This is a genomic window from Nostocoides vanveenii (assembly GCF_039531165.1).
Taxonomy (GTDB): Bacteria; Actinomycetota; Actinomycetes; order Actinomycetales; family Dermatophilaceae; genus Nostocoides_A; species Nostocoides_A vanveenii.
In genome coordinates, this window is the sequence record NZ_BAAAPN010000019.1 from 1 (window position 1) to 15,645 (window position 15,645).

At 65.1% G+C, this 15,645-nt stretch carries 14 protein-coding genes and 1 pseudogene; 8 read left to right on the forward strand and 7 right to left on the reverse strand.

Going from position 1 to position 15,645, the window contains the following annotated elements; all coding sequences use genetic code 11:
• Positions 1-104: 104 nt before the first annotated feature.
• Positions 105-431, forward strand: a pseudogene (locus ABD209_RS03540) (ATPase, T2SS/T4P/T4SS family); the annotation flags it as partial.
• A 273-nt stretch (positions 432-704) separates the two neighbouring features.
• Here ABD209_RS03540 and ABD209_RS03545 read toward each other — a convergent pair.
• Positions 705-2,585 (reverse strand): hypothetical protein, encoded by a 1,881-nt coding sequence (locus tag ABD209_RS03545; RefSeq protein ID WP_344062209.1) that lies wholly within the window; start codon positions 2,583-2,585, stop codon positions 705-707.
• A 26-nt stretch (positions 2,586-2,611) separates the two neighbouring features.
• On the reverse strand, positions 2,612-3,703 hold the full coding sequence (locus ABD209_RS03550) for a hypothetical protein (RefSeq protein ID WP_344062212.1): 1,092 nt from the start codon (positions 3,701-3,703) through the stop codon (positions 2,612-2,614).
• Positions 3,704-3,874: 171 nt separating this feature from the next.
• On the opposite strand from ABD209_RS03550, the gene ABD209_RS03555 reads away from it, so the two are divergent.
• On the forward strand, positions 3,875-4,180 hold the full coding sequence (locus ABD209_RS03555) for a helix-turn-helix domain-containing protein (protein WP_344062215.1): 306 nt from the start codon (positions 3,875-3,877) through the stop codon (positions 4,178-4,180).
• A gap of 309 nt (positions 4,181-4,489) precedes the next feature.
• Complete coding sequence (locus ABD209_RS03560) at positions 4,490-4,855, forward strand: hypothetical protein (protein WP_344062219.1); 366 nt, start codon at positions 4,490-4,492, stop codon at positions 4,853-4,855.
• A gap of 4 nt (positions 4,856-4,859) precedes the next feature.
• Here ABD209_RS03560 and ABD209_RS03565 read toward each other — a convergent pair whose 3' ends face one another.
• Both ABD209_RS03565 and ABD209_RS03570 read right to left on the reverse strand, forming a co-directional pair.
• A complete protein-coding gene (locus ABD209_RS03565) occupies positions 4,860-5,648 on the reverse strand; it encodes a hypothetical protein (RefSeq protein ID WP_344062222.1) in 789 nt (262 codons plus the stop codon).
• The gene (locus tag ABD209_RS03570) at positions 5,648-6,796 is read right to left on the reverse strand and encodes a hypothetical protein (RefSeq protein ID WP_344062225.1); all 1,149 of its coding nucleotides are present in this window, start codon (positions 6,794-6,796) and stop codon (positions 5,648-5,650) included. The genes ABD209_RS03565 and ABD209_RS03570 overlap by 1 nt, the downstream gene beginning before the upstream one ends.
• A 278-nt stretch (positions 6,797-7,074) precedes the next feature.
• On the opposite strand from ABD209_RS03570, the gene ABD209_RS03575 reads away from it, so the two are divergent.
• Positions 7,075-7,314: a helix-turn-helix domain-containing protein gene (locus tag ABD209_RS03575; RefSeq protein WP_344062228.1), complete on the forward strand. Its 240-nt coding sequence runs from the start codon at positions 7,075-7,077 to the stop codon at positions 7,312-7,314.
• A gap of 45 nt (positions 7,315-7,359) precedes the next feature.
• Here the strand turns inward: ABD209_RS03575 and ABD209_RS03580 are convergent, their stop codons facing one another.
• The 3 genes from ABD209_RS03580 to ABD209_RS03590 form a co-directional block, all read right to left on the reverse strand.
• On the reverse strand, positions 7,360-9,846 hold the full coding sequence (locus tag ABD209_RS03580; RefSeq protein ID WP_344062231.1) for a DEAD/DEAH box helicase: 2,487 nt from the start codon (positions 9,844-9,846) through the stop codon (positions 7,360-7,362).
• Position 9,847: 1 nt separating this feature from the next.
• Entirely contained in the window at positions 9,848-11,791 is a 1,944-nt protein-coding gene (locus tag ABD209_RS03585) for a site-specific DNA-methyltransferase (protein ID WP_344062234.1), read from the reverse strand.
• 145 nt (positions 11,792-11,936) lie between these two features.
• A complete protein-coding gene (locus ABD209_RS03590) occupies positions 11,937-12,251 on the reverse strand; it encodes a hypothetical protein (RefSeq protein WP_344062237.1) in 315 nt (104 codons plus the stop codon).
• Positions 12,252-12,679: 428 nt separating this feature from the next.
• Between ABD209_RS03590 and ABD209_RS03595 the strand changes: the two genes are divergently transcribed.
• The 4 genes from ABD209_RS03595 to ABD209_RS03610 all read left to right on the forward strand — a co-directional run bounded on the left by ABD209_RS03595 (position 12,680) and on the right by ABD209_RS03610 (position 15,638).
• Entirely contained in the window at positions 12,680-13,312 is a 633-nt protein-coding gene (locus ABD209_RS03595; protein ID WP_344062240.1) for a ubiquitin family protein, read from the forward strand.
• A gap of 108 nt (positions 13,313-13,420) precedes the next feature.
• On the forward strand, positions 13,421-14,125 hold the full coding sequence (locus ABD209_RS03600) for a hypothetical protein (protein ID WP_344062242.1): 705 nt from the start codon (positions 13,421-13,423) through the stop codon (positions 14,123-14,125).
• Complete coding sequence (locus tag ABD209_RS03605; RefSeq protein WP_344062244.1) at positions 14,118-14,630, forward strand: hypothetical protein; 513 nt, start codon at positions 14,118-14,120, stop codon at positions 14,628-14,630. Before ABD209_RS03600 ends, ABD209_RS03605 begins: the two co-directional genes overlap by 8 nt.
• Before the next feature lie 150 nt (positions 14,631-14,780).
• Positions 14,781-15,638 (forward strand): hypothetical protein, encoded by an 858-nt coding sequence (locus tag ABD209_RS03610; RefSeq protein WP_344062247.1) that lies wholly within the window; start codon positions 14,781-14,783, stop codon positions 15,636-15,638.
• The last annotated feature ends 7 nt before the right edge of the window (positions 15,639-15,645 follow it).

Here is a 15,645-nt window from a genome sequence, read left to right on the forward strand (position 1 = left end):
ACTCGGGAGACGCCCCAACGACGAACTCGCCACCCGCTACAGAGCCTGGCTCGCCGCCGCCTGAAACTCCCCCTCCCCAAAGGCTTGACACGCAATAGGAGCATCTCTCCGCTGCCATCCCGCCACGTGAGCGCATCGTGACGGCCGAAGAGGTCTTCGAACTGAAGATCCCCCAGCGAGACGTGGCGTCGATGCAATGCCGCCAGCCTTCCCTGGAGGGAACCGGAGAGGTGCCCTTGCGGCGACTCGTCAAGGAGGCCCTACGCATGCGCCCGTCACGAATCATCGTCGGCGAGGTGCGCCAGGCCGAGTCCCTCGACCTGCTCATTGCCCTCAACTCTGGGCTGCCTGGCATGGCAACCCTGCACGCCAACAGTGCGCGCGAGGCCGTCGTGAAGATGTGCACGCTCCCGCTCCTGGCCGGCGAGAACGGGCCGTTTCGTCAATGGGTGGGTTCTTGTTTCCTGAATGGGTCTGAGACGTGTTTGGAGGGTCGCGCGGGCCGAGTTTGGGGTGGTAGGCGCCGGTTTCCGTGTCGGGGAGAGGCGGTCGGGGCGCGCAGGTCGGGCCGGAGGGGCAGTCGACGGGTCGGCGGTGCTGGGTCGGGCTGGCCGGCCGACGCTTGGGGCGCGTGAGGGGACGCTCACCACGCGTTTCGCCTGTGTGGGGGCAGCGGTGAGCGTCCTGGTGGTGCGAGTGGGGGTTTAGGCGGCGTCGGGTTGTTCGTACCCGTCGGGTGGGATGCCGTCCGGGTCGACCGGTTGGGTGTTGGGGACGCCGCGGGGTGTGTCGTAGCCGTTGTGTTCGTCGCGGCGGCGCACCGTGTTCTTCTTGACGGGGCCGCGTCCGTCACGGTCAACGGGGGTGATATTCGTGAGGAACCGGGCGAGGTGCTTCATGTTGTAGGTGAGGACCGCGAGGGCGGTGTACCAGACAGTCGCGGCGTAACCGCGGGCGCGCCGACCTTGGGTGTTGTCGAACCGGAGGGCGGTGCGGTGCTTCACGCGGTCGTTCACGGATTCGATGGTTTGCCGGCCGACGCTGAACCGGGCGATCCATTCGTCGGATCCGAACTGCAAGTGTTGGACTTCGCGGGCGATGATCTGGTCGTCGTCGGCGGGTTTCCAGTTCGGGTCTTTCGGGTTGACCGCGTTCTGGGGGTGCGGCTTCGCGGTGCTGATCCCGGATTTGTTGTTGCAGTACCCGCCCCGGTTGACGGTGAGGGGGAGCATTTTCTTGCCGAGCGGGAGCTGCGCGTCGCTGCTGTCAGGGTTCTTCCGGAGGGGGCAGTTGACGGTTGGGTTAGGGCCCATCGCGGGGCACCGGTACCGGGCCTTCCCGTCCTTCCCGACCCGGCCGTGCGGTGTCAGCAGGAACTTCGCTCGTTCCTTGATGAGCTTCTGCCACTCGGTCCATGTGATGCGCCGGTGAACGGTCTTCCCCTTCTGAGGGCCGGCCTGGGCGACGACCTGCCGGCCGAAGCGGTAGTCCAACGTCGCGAAGATCAGGTCGTCACGGTGCGCCATGCACGGGCAGTAGAGGTTCCCTTCAAGAAGCATCGCACCGTCCACGATGGCGTAGCGACCGAGGTCACGGAAGCGCATGTCGAAGACCTGGTCAATCCCGAGTTTCCGCAACGGCAGAGCCCACTTCGACACCTTCGGGTGATTCCCGTACGCCCGGTCACCGGTGACGGTCTTCACGGGGATGCCCGCGCGGCGCGCGGCGCGGATCCCGGCGAGCGCGTTCAACGCGGGCTCCCGACCGGGCCGGTCGAACGACGCGCCAACGATCAAGCTCGGGAACGTCGCCTCCCGGGTCGGGTCGTTCGCGACGGAGACGACGAACGTCGCCTCGTACCCCCACCCGACCTTCGTGAGCTTCTTCCCGACCGACGCTTCATTCTCCGCGGTCATGCCGTGATCGCCCTGACGCGCGTAAACGGCGGCGTGCGGGTCACTTGACGCGAACCGCTCCGGTGCACGGTCCTTACCCCAGCCGGGACGAGCCGGGGCTTGCACGAACGTCGCGTCGACCGCGACATGCCCGTCGCACCGGCCACGCAGCCACGGCGGCATGACCTTCCAGATCGCTTGCGTGAACGCGTTCAAGAACAGTAGGGACCGTTCCATCCGCTCCTGCACGAAGGCCGGGTCCACGTTCTCCATGTACGCGTCGAACTCCGCGTACGTACGACGCCTGTAGATGCTGTAATCGTTGTACGGGTCGATGATCGACTCGGCGTGCTTGATCGACGTCCACACCCGCTTGTACAACTTGTCCGGCGTGATCTTGCGCGGCATGACGATCCCGAGCTCCGCCATCATCTTCTTGCTCATGCCCCACCCGATGAGTGCAGCCACAGACTGGTACTCGAACGTGCCGTACTGCGCGCAGATCAGGCGGAGCAGGATCACTTGCTCCGTGGTCAGCCACGGCTTCCGCCCGCCCCGCTGGAACTTCGACCGGGACCGCTTGTCCTTCGCGTCCCACTCGTCCAGCATCCGCGCCGCACCCGTCGCGTCCGCAGCGGCGCGGCACTTCGCAACAAGGTCACGACCTGCGAACACGTGGTCGTCGTACACGCCGCGCTTCTCGTCAGGGAAGTAACTCATGACACGCCCTGCCGGAACTGCTCCCGCTGCCGCGCCCGGATCTGCGCTTGCGAGTTGCGGGCGTGCCGGTACTCCGCCGACTCGACCCACCATGCAGCGCTCTTCCGACGGTCCAACTCGAGAACGGACAGCTCACGCCGGACCTGCTCCACCGGGACGGTGGTGACGTGCGGCGCGTAACGTTGCAGCCCCGTGAACGAGGTCAGGCCGGCCGCGACGATCAGAGCGGACGCGGACACGCCACGGTCAAGGTGACCAACAATCCATGTGGACCGCGCCCGGTGCGGGTTGAACCCGCGCCCCAAGCACGGACGCAGCGACGTCTGCACCCACGCGGATGTGGCGCTAACCCCGCGCGCGGACTGGTCCGCGCGGTAGATGTGCGCGCCCGGGGCGACGCACCCAGCCAGGACCACGACCGCGTCCTCATGGACGCCGAGGACAGGCACGACCCGAGGGTTCCGGCCGGCGCGGACGGTGACGACGACGCCCCGGTCGTCCTCGACCACGTCCTCACGGACCAGATCGATCAGTTCGCTGTGCCGCAACCCCGCGCCGAGCATGAAGTGGACGAGGCACGCGGCGGCGTGCCGCTTGTACGGCGTGCCCTGCTCCATCGGCCAGCGGAGAACAAGCCGCAGCTCCGCAGACGTGAACGGAACGATCGCGGGGTTCTTCCCGAACGAGCGAACATTCAGCAGGCGGCGCCGTTCGGGAAGGAGACGGTCCACGACTCGCAGGAGGACCGCGCGGTACTGCTGACACGTCGACTTCGACATGCCCGGGAGCGCGTTCGCGACGAAGTAGACAACAAGTTCCGGGTCGAGCAGGTCCTCATCGGTCAGGTCCCGCTCGACGGTGTGGTGAGCCCAGTCGACGTACACCGCGATCGTCCGCTGCACCTTCACGCGGGACTCTGCGGTGTGCGGGAGGAACCGGACGGTCGTGTCGTTCACGTACTCGCGGATCGCGTCCCACCGCGCGGTCGGCATGTCGATCGGGCGGTACTGGTGAACCAGGTTGATCGTGGCGTCGGTGACGGTTCGGCGGTCGGTGTGGTGGCGCGGCAAGGTCACCTCCTGCGGCACGTTGAGGGGGTGCCACCCAACCGGCAACCCGTGTACGTTAGAACGTACAGCAGACGCGGTGAGACTGTCTACTGGAACGGACAGGCTGTGACGGTAGAACTTCCCCGCCGCCCGACCGGCCCGGCGCGGCGAACCGTCCGACCCGACCCGCGCCGCCCGTACGCTGACCCCATGGCCGCGCCCCGCCGACCCGCCCCCAAGACGTACACCACGTCCTGGCCCGACAAGCACGCGACCGATCCCGCCGCCGACGCGATCCGACTGACCGTCCTCGCGCTCCTCGCCGCCACCAAAGGCCGCAGCATCCGCGACGTCGCTCGCGAAGTCGGCGTGAACCACGGATCCCTCGCCCGACTCGTCAGCGGCGACGCGTGGCCGGACGCCCGAACGATCGCGCTGATAGAGAGCGGGCTGAAACAAAGCATTTGGCCGCTCACCCGGCCGAGCGGGACGCACACTCAACGTCCGAACAAATAGCGCGTCACACGCCCCAATCACGTCCGCGACCGTCAACAGCCCGCGGCCCGGGGTCCCGCGCAAGCTCGCACGCTCCGGACGCGAGAACACGAACTCGACACCCACTGCCGGGACCGCGCCGTCGCCCACCGACCTGCCGCGCGTCTCACCGCGGGCGCTGGAAGCGCGCTGGACGCGCGCCTCTGTCCCTAGCGGGGAGGCCGGCCTGGCCCTGCGGTTGGTCATGCCAGGACGATCGCCCCGGAGGGTGACACGTTGATGACGTCATCACGTTGACCCGCGCCGTCATGGACCTGTAGACACGGCCGGGTGACCCCGTCCCAGCCCGCGACCGGCTGCTACTACTGCGGCAAACCCATCGTCGGGACCCTCGGTCTGTGCGCCGAGCATCGCGCGGAACGACGACGCGAGCAGATGCGACAGAACAGCGCGGCGTACCGCCAACGACGAACCACGAGCGTGTTCAGTCCCGAGTTCCTTGAACACCTCGACGGCGCCCACGACGACATCAGCGCCTGCCGCGGCATCCTCACCGAAGAGGTCCAGGACGCGTTGGACGCGCTTCCCGACACGGAACTCCTACTGGACGTGATCACGAACCTGGATGAATGGTTGGTCGGAGCTCAAGGTCACCTGCTCGAGATGATCCGCGTGGCGACCGGTCGTCAGCCGTGACTCGCTACGGCTTGGTCGGGTCAGGAACGGCTGCGCTCATCTCATAGGACCCGCCGTACTGATGAATCAGCCAGCCCGAGCCGGCCGCGCTCGGGCCGAGCCAGAATGTCACGTCACGGTGGAACGGGAACACCATCGGCGCGCTGTCCGTGTCCTGCGTGACGTTGATGCTCTGTGTCGTGGTCATGCTGACCTTCAGCAGCGTCTTGCCCTGGTACGTCTGGTTGGTCGGGTCCACGTCGACCGTGACCTCCCCCTGAACCTGCGGGAGGGACACGGCGGGGGTGCGGAGCGAGTAGCCCTCGAAGTCCGCGCAGAACATCGTGAGGGACCGCAGACGGGTGAGGTGGTCGAGGTCGGTCTTGTTGTTCTTGTCGAACGACTCCATGACCGTCCACGCCTGTTCGGTGTACCGCTTCCCGTAGCTGTCCATGTACGGGAACAGGTACTGGAAGTCCTTGATCGACAGATTCGAGAACTGCAACGACGCGCACCGCATGACCTTCTCGTTCGTCGCCATCGCCTGAGCTGCTTGGACCGCCCACGGGCCGGCCGTCCCCGCGTTCGGGTACGCCTTCCGCGCTGCCTCGGTAACCGTGACGCTGTTGGCCGGGGAGGGAGGTGAGGACAGGGTCGGCGTGGAAGTCGGGGACGCCGCAGTGGTCGCGCTGCTCGACACGGGCGTTGAGCCGGCTGTCTCGGAAGCCACGCCGTTCCCGCTGCTGCAGCCCGCGAGGAGCGCCGCGCCAGCAGCGAACGCCACCGAGACGGTGAGGATCTTCTTCGAGTTCATCAGTTCCCCCTCTGGTAGAACGCGATGGTGCGTTCGTCTGAGCCGACGAAACCGACCAGTTCGCCCACTGTCACGGTCGGCGCAGAGGTCGCTCCGGGCAGGTCCTCGACCGTGCTGTTGGGCGCGTGAGCGAGGTCGAGCTGGACCGGCTTGTTGTTGACCTCGCCGTACACGAAACCCTGGTCGGTGACGGTGCTGACCTGCTCGACCGGGTAGACGTCCTTCGACGCGCCCAAGCAGACACCGACCCCGGTCTCCGTGTTCACGGCGGCGACGGATGGGACCGCCGCGAAGGTCCCGTTTGGGGAGGTAACCCCGTTCGCTTCGCCTTGCACGGTGACGCCCGCGCAGGCGAGCGGCGACCCGACCGTCTTCCCCGTGTCCGCGTCGAGCACGGCGATGATCGCTTCACGTTTCGATCCGAACCCGCCTGTCGCGCCTGTGGGTGCCCATGCCGCGACGATCCGACCTGTGAGTGTGACTGCGAGAACCTGACCGGTTGTCGCGTCCACTCCGACCGGGTGTGTGGCGAACGAGGTCCAGTCCTTCGTCCCGAAACCGACGACAGCACGGACCTCTGCGCTGCTCGTGCCCGCCCATTCGTGCACGACTGTCCCGCCGCTCACGTAGGCCGGGGTTGAGGCGATCGGCGCGTATTTCGCGTTGATGCTGATCGGCGCGGCGGGCGCGGTTGACCCGTCCGAGTTCACGATCGTGGACGGCTGCCCATCGGCTCCGTCACCGGGCGGAAGAACCAGACCTGCCGTCGTCAGCGGGCTGCCCGGTGACCCCGTGATCGGGACTGTGAACGTATTCACATCCGCGCCAGTCTTCGCGTTGACGACCACGCCATTGAAGGCGCGTGTGGCTTTCCCTGCGCCCGTGCCTGCCGTCTCAACCTCCGCGACCAACGCGAACACGCTGTCGCTGAGCGGAACAATCTCCGGCTTCACCGACACATCCAGACCCGCGAGACCGGGATGCTCCCAGACGAGCTTCCCCGTCCCGTCATACGCGGCGAACGTCCCGTCCGACGTGCGCGAGACCAGCAAGTCACCGACGGTGACGGGCTTCCCGTCCGTGGCCTCACTGGACAGGACGAACGCAGGGCTCCCCGCGAAAGCCGTGCCTGGCTCAACACCGGGCACGGACGAAGGGGCTGCATCCGTCACCTGCGTCGTGGTTGTGGATGTAAGCGGCGGCGAGGACGAATCGGGCTGGGACGACGGGTTGGTTGACGAGCAACCAGACAAGACTGCGGTGACCGTCGCGACGGTCACGAAAAGCACGGCACGCATCAGCGGACCCCCCTATAGCTTGCGGGCGGGACAGGGACGCTTCAGAAAACCGTCCGATATGTTGCATGTCAACCGGAAGGGCAGTTTTACGCACTGACAGGGTGTCCAGATCGTGAGCGGCTAGCCGGGTGCGCCCAACCGAACCCCTGCCCGAACCCGACCTGAGCAGCCTCAGAACCGCCTTCGACCGCGCCCGCGTTAAGTCGGGTCTTACCTACGACGAGCTCGCCGCCCGGACAGGTCTCGCCCGACGCAGCCTCCTCGACATAGCCGCCGGTCGGAACGTCGGCACCCTCCGAACCTGGGTGCTCATCGCCAGGGCACTCGACGTGACGCTGGACGACATCACCGATGGAGTGTGGAAGTAGCAGGCGTCCGCCTGCGCTGATGTCCGCTCAAGACCGAGGCGGTGTCTACTCTGGTTTTGTCACGGTGAGCAGGCCGTTCCATGAGCCGCCCGCCTGCTTGATGTTGCTCTCCGTGGCGAACACGTAACGCCACGACCCGAAGGGGGCGTCGCTAGTTCGCGAGTCTCGCACGTACCGCGCCCACTTCTCGGCGGCTTCCTTCTTGCGCAGCACGTCCGCATCGTTCGCGTTCTTGTCGGCTTTCCCCTCGATCAGCCAAAAGCCGCCGTCAGCGTCCAGGGCGACGAAGTCGGGGAAGTAGTTCCCGTCATTCTCGGTGGGGATGAACGCTTGCCCGCCGACGTACACCCGGAGCCACCAATAGATTGCTGGGTCCGTGTCGAGGAGGTGCGCAAGTTCCCATTCGGTGCTGCCCGCGTCGAACGACGCGAACGGCATGACGTTCTTCTTCCATCCGCCGAACGCTGCGTGCTTCACGAACTTGTCGTTGGATGCGTCGAAGACGTTCCCCGGCGACAGGACAGGTTCGAGCGGGAGAGTGACCGGTCGGATCTGATACCTCACTTCCTTCTTCCGGTTCACGATCGCCGCTCGGATCGTTTGCCGCATGCCTTCCACGGCTTGCTGTCGCCGTTTCGTGCCCCACTCCGCGGTCGCGTCCTCCGTTGTGACACCAGCGCCTCTCAGGAACGCCGTGACCAGGCGTCGGGCCGCGCCCTTGCTTGCCTGCTCTCTCGGCACTTCTGGCTGTTGGAGGATCGCTTCCGCGAGTTCCGCGCGTACCGTGTCCAGCCCGGCGAGTTCCTGGTTGGCTTCCTCCACGTGCTGCTGCACTCGGTTGATGACAACGTCATCGCCGCTTCGTGTCGCCTCCAACGCATCTCGGAAGATGAAGGTTGGCACCTCTTTGATGAACGCTGCGCCAGCGGCTTGAGCGTCCCCGTCGGGAATGTCGGACAGGCTGAACGATGCGTAGTCGAGGACTGACTCGCGGCGAGGGAACACGATCTGTGGGGCCTTCTTCACCCTGCCCACCTCCGTTGGGGTGGGTGCGTCCACACGGCTCTCCGTCTCTTGGAACAGGAGACCGTCCCCGACCCGGGTTTCGTCGCCGCTGTCGGGCTCGTCAAGGTCGAAGAGTGCCCATTGACTGGGCTCGACATCCGGTCCTGACGTTCCCGACGGAGGCGTCGCCGGTTGGGTGTCGCCGGCGTGCGGTTGAGAGGTGTCCACGGTCGCGGTCGTCGCGAAGCCGTGCTCGTCCACTTCGACCGCGGTCGCGGGAAGTTGGATGCGTTGACGAAGAACGTCCTTCTGGTCGAGCAGTTGCTTGTACGAGTCGTGCGCTACCAGGTCGACCTGGTCGACGTCCGGCACCCCGGTTCTTGCTCCGAACGGGAGCCGGAGTCCGCGTCCGAGGATCTGCTCGGTCAGCGTTTGCGATGCGAGACGACGCAACGCGACGATCACTGCGATGTTCTTGACGTCCCACCCTTCGCGGAGCATGTTCACGCTCACGATCGCGCGGATTGGAGAGTCAGGTTCCTCCACTTTCGCGAGAGCGTCCAACGCTTCGTCGGACGACTGTGACGTCACCTCCAACACGTGCGACCCGTCGCCTATGAACCCTGGCTGAGCGAGGATCTGGCCGACCTCCTGAGCGTGCTCGATCGTTTGGCACACCACGAACAGGACCGGTTTCACCGCAGCCGCGGCAGGGTTTGCGTCACGGTACGCGGTGTACGACTGCTCCTTATGGCCGAGGAGCTGGCACGCGTCACGCAGTTGGGTCCGCTCGTCTTTCGTCCCGTCCTTCCGGTACACGATGACCGGGACTTTCACGTGCCCGTCAGCGATCGCTTCGCCCAGCGTGTACTGGAACACGACCTTCGCGTAATCCGCCTTGTCGGGTGTGGCCGTCAGGCCGACTAGTGCGGCCGGGTGCAAGTCTCGGATCGCGGCGGAGAACGCTGCCGCTTTGTCGTGGTACACGTGATGCTCGTCCGCGATCACGAACAGGTCGTCAGCGTTCTCCAAGTGCGAGTAGAGGGCATCCCCGAGATTCTCGTCCTCGGAGCGCACCTTCCGGCTCACCTTGTCGGTGGGGCGGATCAACTGCTGCACGTTGAAGACGAATACCTTCAGCCGCTGCGGGTTGCGCAGCACGGAGCCGACGTTGGCTGCCTGGAAGTTGTCCGGCGTGACGATGAACGGGGCGATGTCAGCCCCGGCCACGTACTTAGCCGACGCCGCGTCGAAGTTCGCCAGGGTCTTGCGCTGGATCGTGGAACCCGGGGTGACCACCAGAACGTAACGGACACCCTGCTGAGCCAGGTACTCGATCAGCGACGACATCAGGAACGTCTTGCCGACACCCGTGGCGAGGTCCGCAACCATCTCCTGATAGTCGATTCCGCCATCAGCGATCCGCTGCACGATCTCGGTGAGCGCGTCCTGGTTGGGCTTACGCAGATCGAAGCGCGCGGCGATCTCCTCGATGAGGGCCTCGTCGTAGGTGATGTCCACGGTCATGTCAGTTCACCGTGCCCTTCGGGAACAGGTCGTCAGGGGCTTTCCGCATCCTTGAACCGGGCGACAGGTCCTGCAACAGCTCAGCGGCCTCCGGCAGGACCCCCTTAGCGACGATCACAGCCCTCTCCTTCGGCCCCAGGTGCTCCACCACGGTACGCACCACATTCTCGTCCGCGACTCCATCAATCACCGCCAGACGCTGCCGATTCCGCACACCGCAGAACACGGGATCGTCGGGCGTGAGCGTGAACTTCAACTGCCCTGCAATGGCCCTCGACCACGCACCGTTCGTCGCCTCCGGGGACAAGTAGACCGAGCCGTCCTCATCGTCCACCTCATACATCGAGGGACCCATCTTGGCCACGGTGAAGCCACCACCACCTTCCCAGAGCACGGTCTTGTCGTCACGAGTCTTGGTCGCGGTGCGGAGTGCTTTCAGAGTGGCAGCGTCGAGACCGTCCAGTCCCTTGGCCACTTTGTTCAGCAGGTTGTTGAACGACTGGGCATCTTGGGCAGTAATCCCCTCGGGAAGGTCGTCAAGAGGTACTCGCTCAGACTTGGATGTGACGCCACCGGGGTCTTCTCCATTCACAACAGCCTTCAGACGTGGGCCTGTGAAGTGCCCGACGTTGGATTCACTCAGTTCTACCGTCACCCAGCGACGGCCCATCTTGTGCGCGACCGCAGCCGTTGTCCCAGAGCCAGCGAAGCAATCGAGCACCAGGTCACCGCGTGCTGTCCCGAGGGAGATCACGCGCTGGATGAGGGCCTCTGGCTTGGGAGTTGAGAACGGAGCCAGTCCCTTAGTGAACGCCTTTACTTCCGTCTTAGCCGTCCGATTACTGCCCACCTCGGAGTTGGGCCACCAAGTGCGTGGCGGTATTCCCTGAGTGGGGATATAGGTCTTCTTACCCGGCCCACCTCGCGCGTGCTCGCCCGTGAAGTAGAACGTGGGCCACTGACCTGCCTGGTGTCGTTCCGTGGCGCTTTCACGGGCCTCGTCGAGGTCACCGCGAAGCATGATCGCAGGCACGTCTTCTCTCATCTGCGATGCTGGTAGACCACATACTTCGGCGCGCCGCTCCGTGTCGTCAATGATCCGCAACTCGTAGTCGGCGTACTCACTCAGCATGTGAAGGATGTCGGCTTGACCGAGAGCCCAGCAGCGATTCTTCAGGGGGTAGTGGAGAGCGCCAGTCACCGGGTTCTGGACCGCATAGACCATTCCTTGATGGGTTCGCGCACCAGGTGCCGTAGGTCCCGCGTTGAACCAGTCACGGGGATCACCGTCCGGCGACTTGTATATGGCGTTCATGCTGTCCGGACGGGGCATCTTGTTGGGACTCCAGCCCATTGATGTGCGATACACCAAGATAATGTCAAAGTCAGACGAGAAGCCTTGCGAGTCGTTTCGTAAGGTGTCTGACTTCTGCCAAGCAATCTCAGCCACGAAGTGCTCGGCCCCGAACTCCTCGTCAAGGAGTAGTCGCATCCTGTGCACCTCAGCATCATCAAGATGTACCCACACGGAAGCGTCCTCGGCCAACAGCGGCTTGATGTCCCGAATGCGGTCCCGCATCATCGTCAGCCAGATGCTGTGCTCCAACTGGTCGGCGTAGTGCTCGAAAGTCTGCTCTGTGTTGAAGGGTGGGTCGATGTAGACCAACTTGACCTGACCGGCGTACTTCTGCGCATACTCGGGGATCGTCCCGAGGGCACGCAGCGCGTCGCCGGAGTCTCCGATGACGAGAAGGTTCTCGTCAGCTCCGGTCGGTCCGTCAGTAGCACCTACCCGCTCGAGGACTTCAATGGGTTTCACTTCGAGGGCGCGGGGGTCGTTCGGGTCGACCCATGCGTAGTCGTACTTGCCGTTCTCGGTCGGGATGAGGGCCATGTCCTTGCCCGTCCAAGTCAGCTCAAGGCGTCCCTTGGGGTTTCGCTTCATCCGTCATGCCCTCGTAGTCGGCCGGGAGTGGTCTCGGGTCGCGCTCATCGTAGGCGCGTGCTGTGACGTTATCGGCCGACCGCTCGCCCGCGCCCGCTCGGGGTGCCACGTGTCGTCGCGAGGGTCGCGTTTGGACAGATCTGGCTTACACCTCCATGGGGCAGGGGTGCTCGGCCCGATCCACGACGAACCCTTCCTCCTCGAACGCGTGCAACGCCTTGAGCCATTCGTCGTCGGGGCTGGTCGCGAAGCACGCGAGCCACTGCTCCAGGAACCCGTGTGGGGTGCGGGGGATCGCGACCCTGCCGAAGAAGCTGTAGTCGAAGTAGACGAGGTCCGTGAACCATTCAACGCGGGACGGCGTCGCGCAGCAGACCGGGCACTCGATCCACCCCGACTCCCACCCCCACGGCCACGTGACCGTGACGACGGTGTGCGCGGCGGCGAAGTCGCCGTTCATGGGCGGGATGACAGGCCAAGCCTCGCGCCCCGCGCCGGTCATGGGACGTTCCGATAGACGCGGCGAGCGAGGACCTGCTGCCCACGCCACAACACGTTGTAAAGGTTCCAGGGAGCCTTGTCGTACGTGTCCCAGGGCTGCCCGACCCGGGCGGTCCAAGCAGGGATCCGGACTGAACACAACCAGTCCGCGAAGCGAGTGAACATGGCGACCGCCCCTTTCAAGGGGATCGTGGGCGGCCCCAGAGCGGGGCTACCGTCGGTCGCGGGTGTTCACGAAACGTCAGGCTAGGGGCGGGAGATGCCCACCTGCAAGGCCGACGAACGACACACCTGTGGATAAGTTGCCAATCTCGCGTCGGCCCGATCTGGGAGACTGTCCACCGCATGCGCACGGCATGCACCAGCTTGGGGAGGAGCGGCGACGACGTGCCGGAGTTTGCGCCAACCGACAAGTGGCCTCGGCACCCGAAGCCGTGGTGGCGGGACGCGTTGGACATGGCGCGCGATTACGGCTGGTCACTTACCCAGATCAAAGGTCACGGGTGGGGCCACATCTACTGCCCGGCGCGGTCCTGCGATTATCCGATCTATTCGTCCGGCACAGCGCCTGAAGGCCCTGCAAAGACCGCTCGCCGTAAGGTTGAACGGTGCCCCCATGGGACGGTCGCCGCGGAGTCGGTATCGCACATCGAGGCGCTGCTCACGAAGGCCGAGCGTTTGATCGATGCGGCCGACGCGCTGTCTCTGAAGAACAAGCTTGAGCGACGCGCGGAACTTCTGGACGCGGCCGACGACTTGGTGTCACAGAGCGCCGCATGGGACGAGTTCGGCCTTCTCCTTGCTCAGGCTGAGGACGCTGAGCAGGAAGCCGCCGCGGCGTTCGCGGCTGCTGGCGAGCGACACGACGCGCAAGCCGGAGCTCTGGACGCGGCGGATGGGCAGGTCCGATCGGCCCGGGACGCCTTGCAGCGACCTCGGCTCCCGTCCGGTGAGGTCAAACGGTTGAAGGGATGGGCGGACGAGTTGAGAGCCCGGATCGTCGCCGCGCGGTCGGCGTAACCGTCCGAGGAACTTTGAGAGTTGTGCAACAGTTACCCGTATCAGGTTGACGTTTGCCAACCTCATGCTTGTAGTGTGTGACGCCTGCACCGGGTGAAGGAGATGGGGATGCTCACGGAAGTGTGTCTTCAGGTTGAAGGGCTTAACTTGGACGATGAGCAGACTTCGACGGTCATCGAGCAGCGCTTCGCGGACTACCTGTGGGGCTCAGTCGACGGGCTCGTCACCGTCACGATCTACGTGGACTCCGACGACGTCCCGGGCGACGTGGTTGAGGCCGCTCGCGCTGTCGAGCACTACCTGCCCGGTGTGAACGTTCGTCGTGTCCACCGCGACCTTGTCACCGCGTCAGACATTGCCGGTCGTGTCGGCGTGTCCCGTGAAGCAGTCCGCAAGTGGACGCAACGTGACGGTGACGCCGCGTTCCCTGCCCCGTACGACACGGTCGGCGGGGACGGTCGCCCGTCAAAGGTGTGGCTGTGGTCTGACGTTCTGCCATGGTTGAAGAACGTCTACGGCATCGACATGGACGAGAACTTGCCTGACGACGCCACCGTCGCGCACATCGACGCGTGCCTCGCGAAGGTGACGAGCTACCTTGACCGTCAGTGGCGCACCGTCACCGCTACCGCGTGGGATTCGGATGTCCTGTCGGCCGTGGAAGCACGACTGCACCGGCTGCTTGTCACGCACTGGAGTCAGGCCGTTGCGAGCCGTGACCACGGCGTCGAGGTCGTGCTCCATCCGATCACGGTGCGGACTCCCAGGCTGAGGGTTCTCCAGGGCGGAGTCTTGGAGCGAGAGAGTGCCTGAAGCGGAGACTGAGCAGGGAAGCGGACTCGTTCGCGAGGTTGAGAACCTGGTCGAGCGCACCGAGGTCCGCGATATTCGGTTGCAGAAGGTCGCTGGGGAGGTTTTCCGCACACCCCCGAGCGAGATGACGGTCAGCCTCCAACGGGACGAACCTAAGTACGTGATCGAGGATGGAGTCGTCCTCGCGCTGTTCACGAACACGATCCAGTACGCGGCGACCGACCCGACCGATCAGGCGACGGAAACACCGATCGCTCGTCTCACCGCAACCCACATCGTTGAACTCACACTCGCTGAGGGCGACCAACCGTCACCTGAAGCGGTGTCGCTCCTGCTGAACGGGAACGTGCTGTTCATGGTCTACCCGTACGTGCGCTCCGCGCTACACCGCCTGCCGACCGAGCTTGGCCTGCCATCGATACTTCTCCCGTACCTGCGACGGGAAATGGGCGCCGCTCCCAACGACGAGACGATTAGCGCAAGATCCGACGCCGACGGCGTTTAGCCCACGCACGACTAACCAGGTCGAGAGAAGCCTGGTTGACGCCCTCAGTAGCAGGGCGCACATCGGGCCAGACTGGGAGTTGTGCGGCACCAAGCGGATTCGACGTCGCAAAGTTGTCGCGCGCACCATCCGTCTGGCACCGTCGACCCGGTGGACATCCTCACCGAACGGCAACACCGTGCGCTCGCCTTCATCGACGCGGCAACGCAGGGCGGTCACGCCCCCACAGAACGCGCGGTTGAGTTGTGGCTGAACGATCCGAACCCCCGCGTGGAGGGGGGCTCCCTGGCTCGCGGCCTGGCGAATAGCGAGGGGTTCCGCTCGTTCCTGTCCACCATGTCGCAGTTGGCGGGCACGTCTGAGGGCACGCTTCCCCACTTGAAACGGCTCGGGTGGGTCGAGTCAACCGCCGTGTCAGGTGGAGGCGGCTGCAGGCTCACACCGCTCGGGCGGGCGCTACTACGGTCGGCGGACGCAACCGACGATGAGGCCCTGCAGGTCGTCGTTCTCCAACATGACAACCCGCTGTCCTATCCGATGTTGATCGGGGAGTTGTCAGGAATGGGGGAGGCGATGCTCGTGGATCCCTACTTCGACCTTCAGGGTTGCGCTGACGTGCTCGCGCGCACCCAAGTCAGCCGCGTGTTGATGAGCGACGGTTCGTCCACAGCCCCGCGACGAGCAGCGATCGCGACGTATCTAAGCGGGATGCCCGACCGTGGGATCGAGGTGCGGGCCTCCGATGGTTTGCATGACCGTCTGGTGATCGCGGGCGACGGGCGCGTGTCAACGATCGGCTCCTCGTTGAACGGGATCGCGCGCGGCAGGGCGAGCAGCATCGTCACGCCGCTTCCGAAAGCTGCAGCAGATGCGATGGCCTCGGAGATGGAGGCCAAGTGGGCGGCTGCGACACCGTTGCTGGTGCAGGTCGACTCACGCGAACCAGCCGATGCGCGTGACGAGAGTCTGGACCCCGACCCCGACCCCGACTCCGGTGACGCTGTGTAGTTCCCAG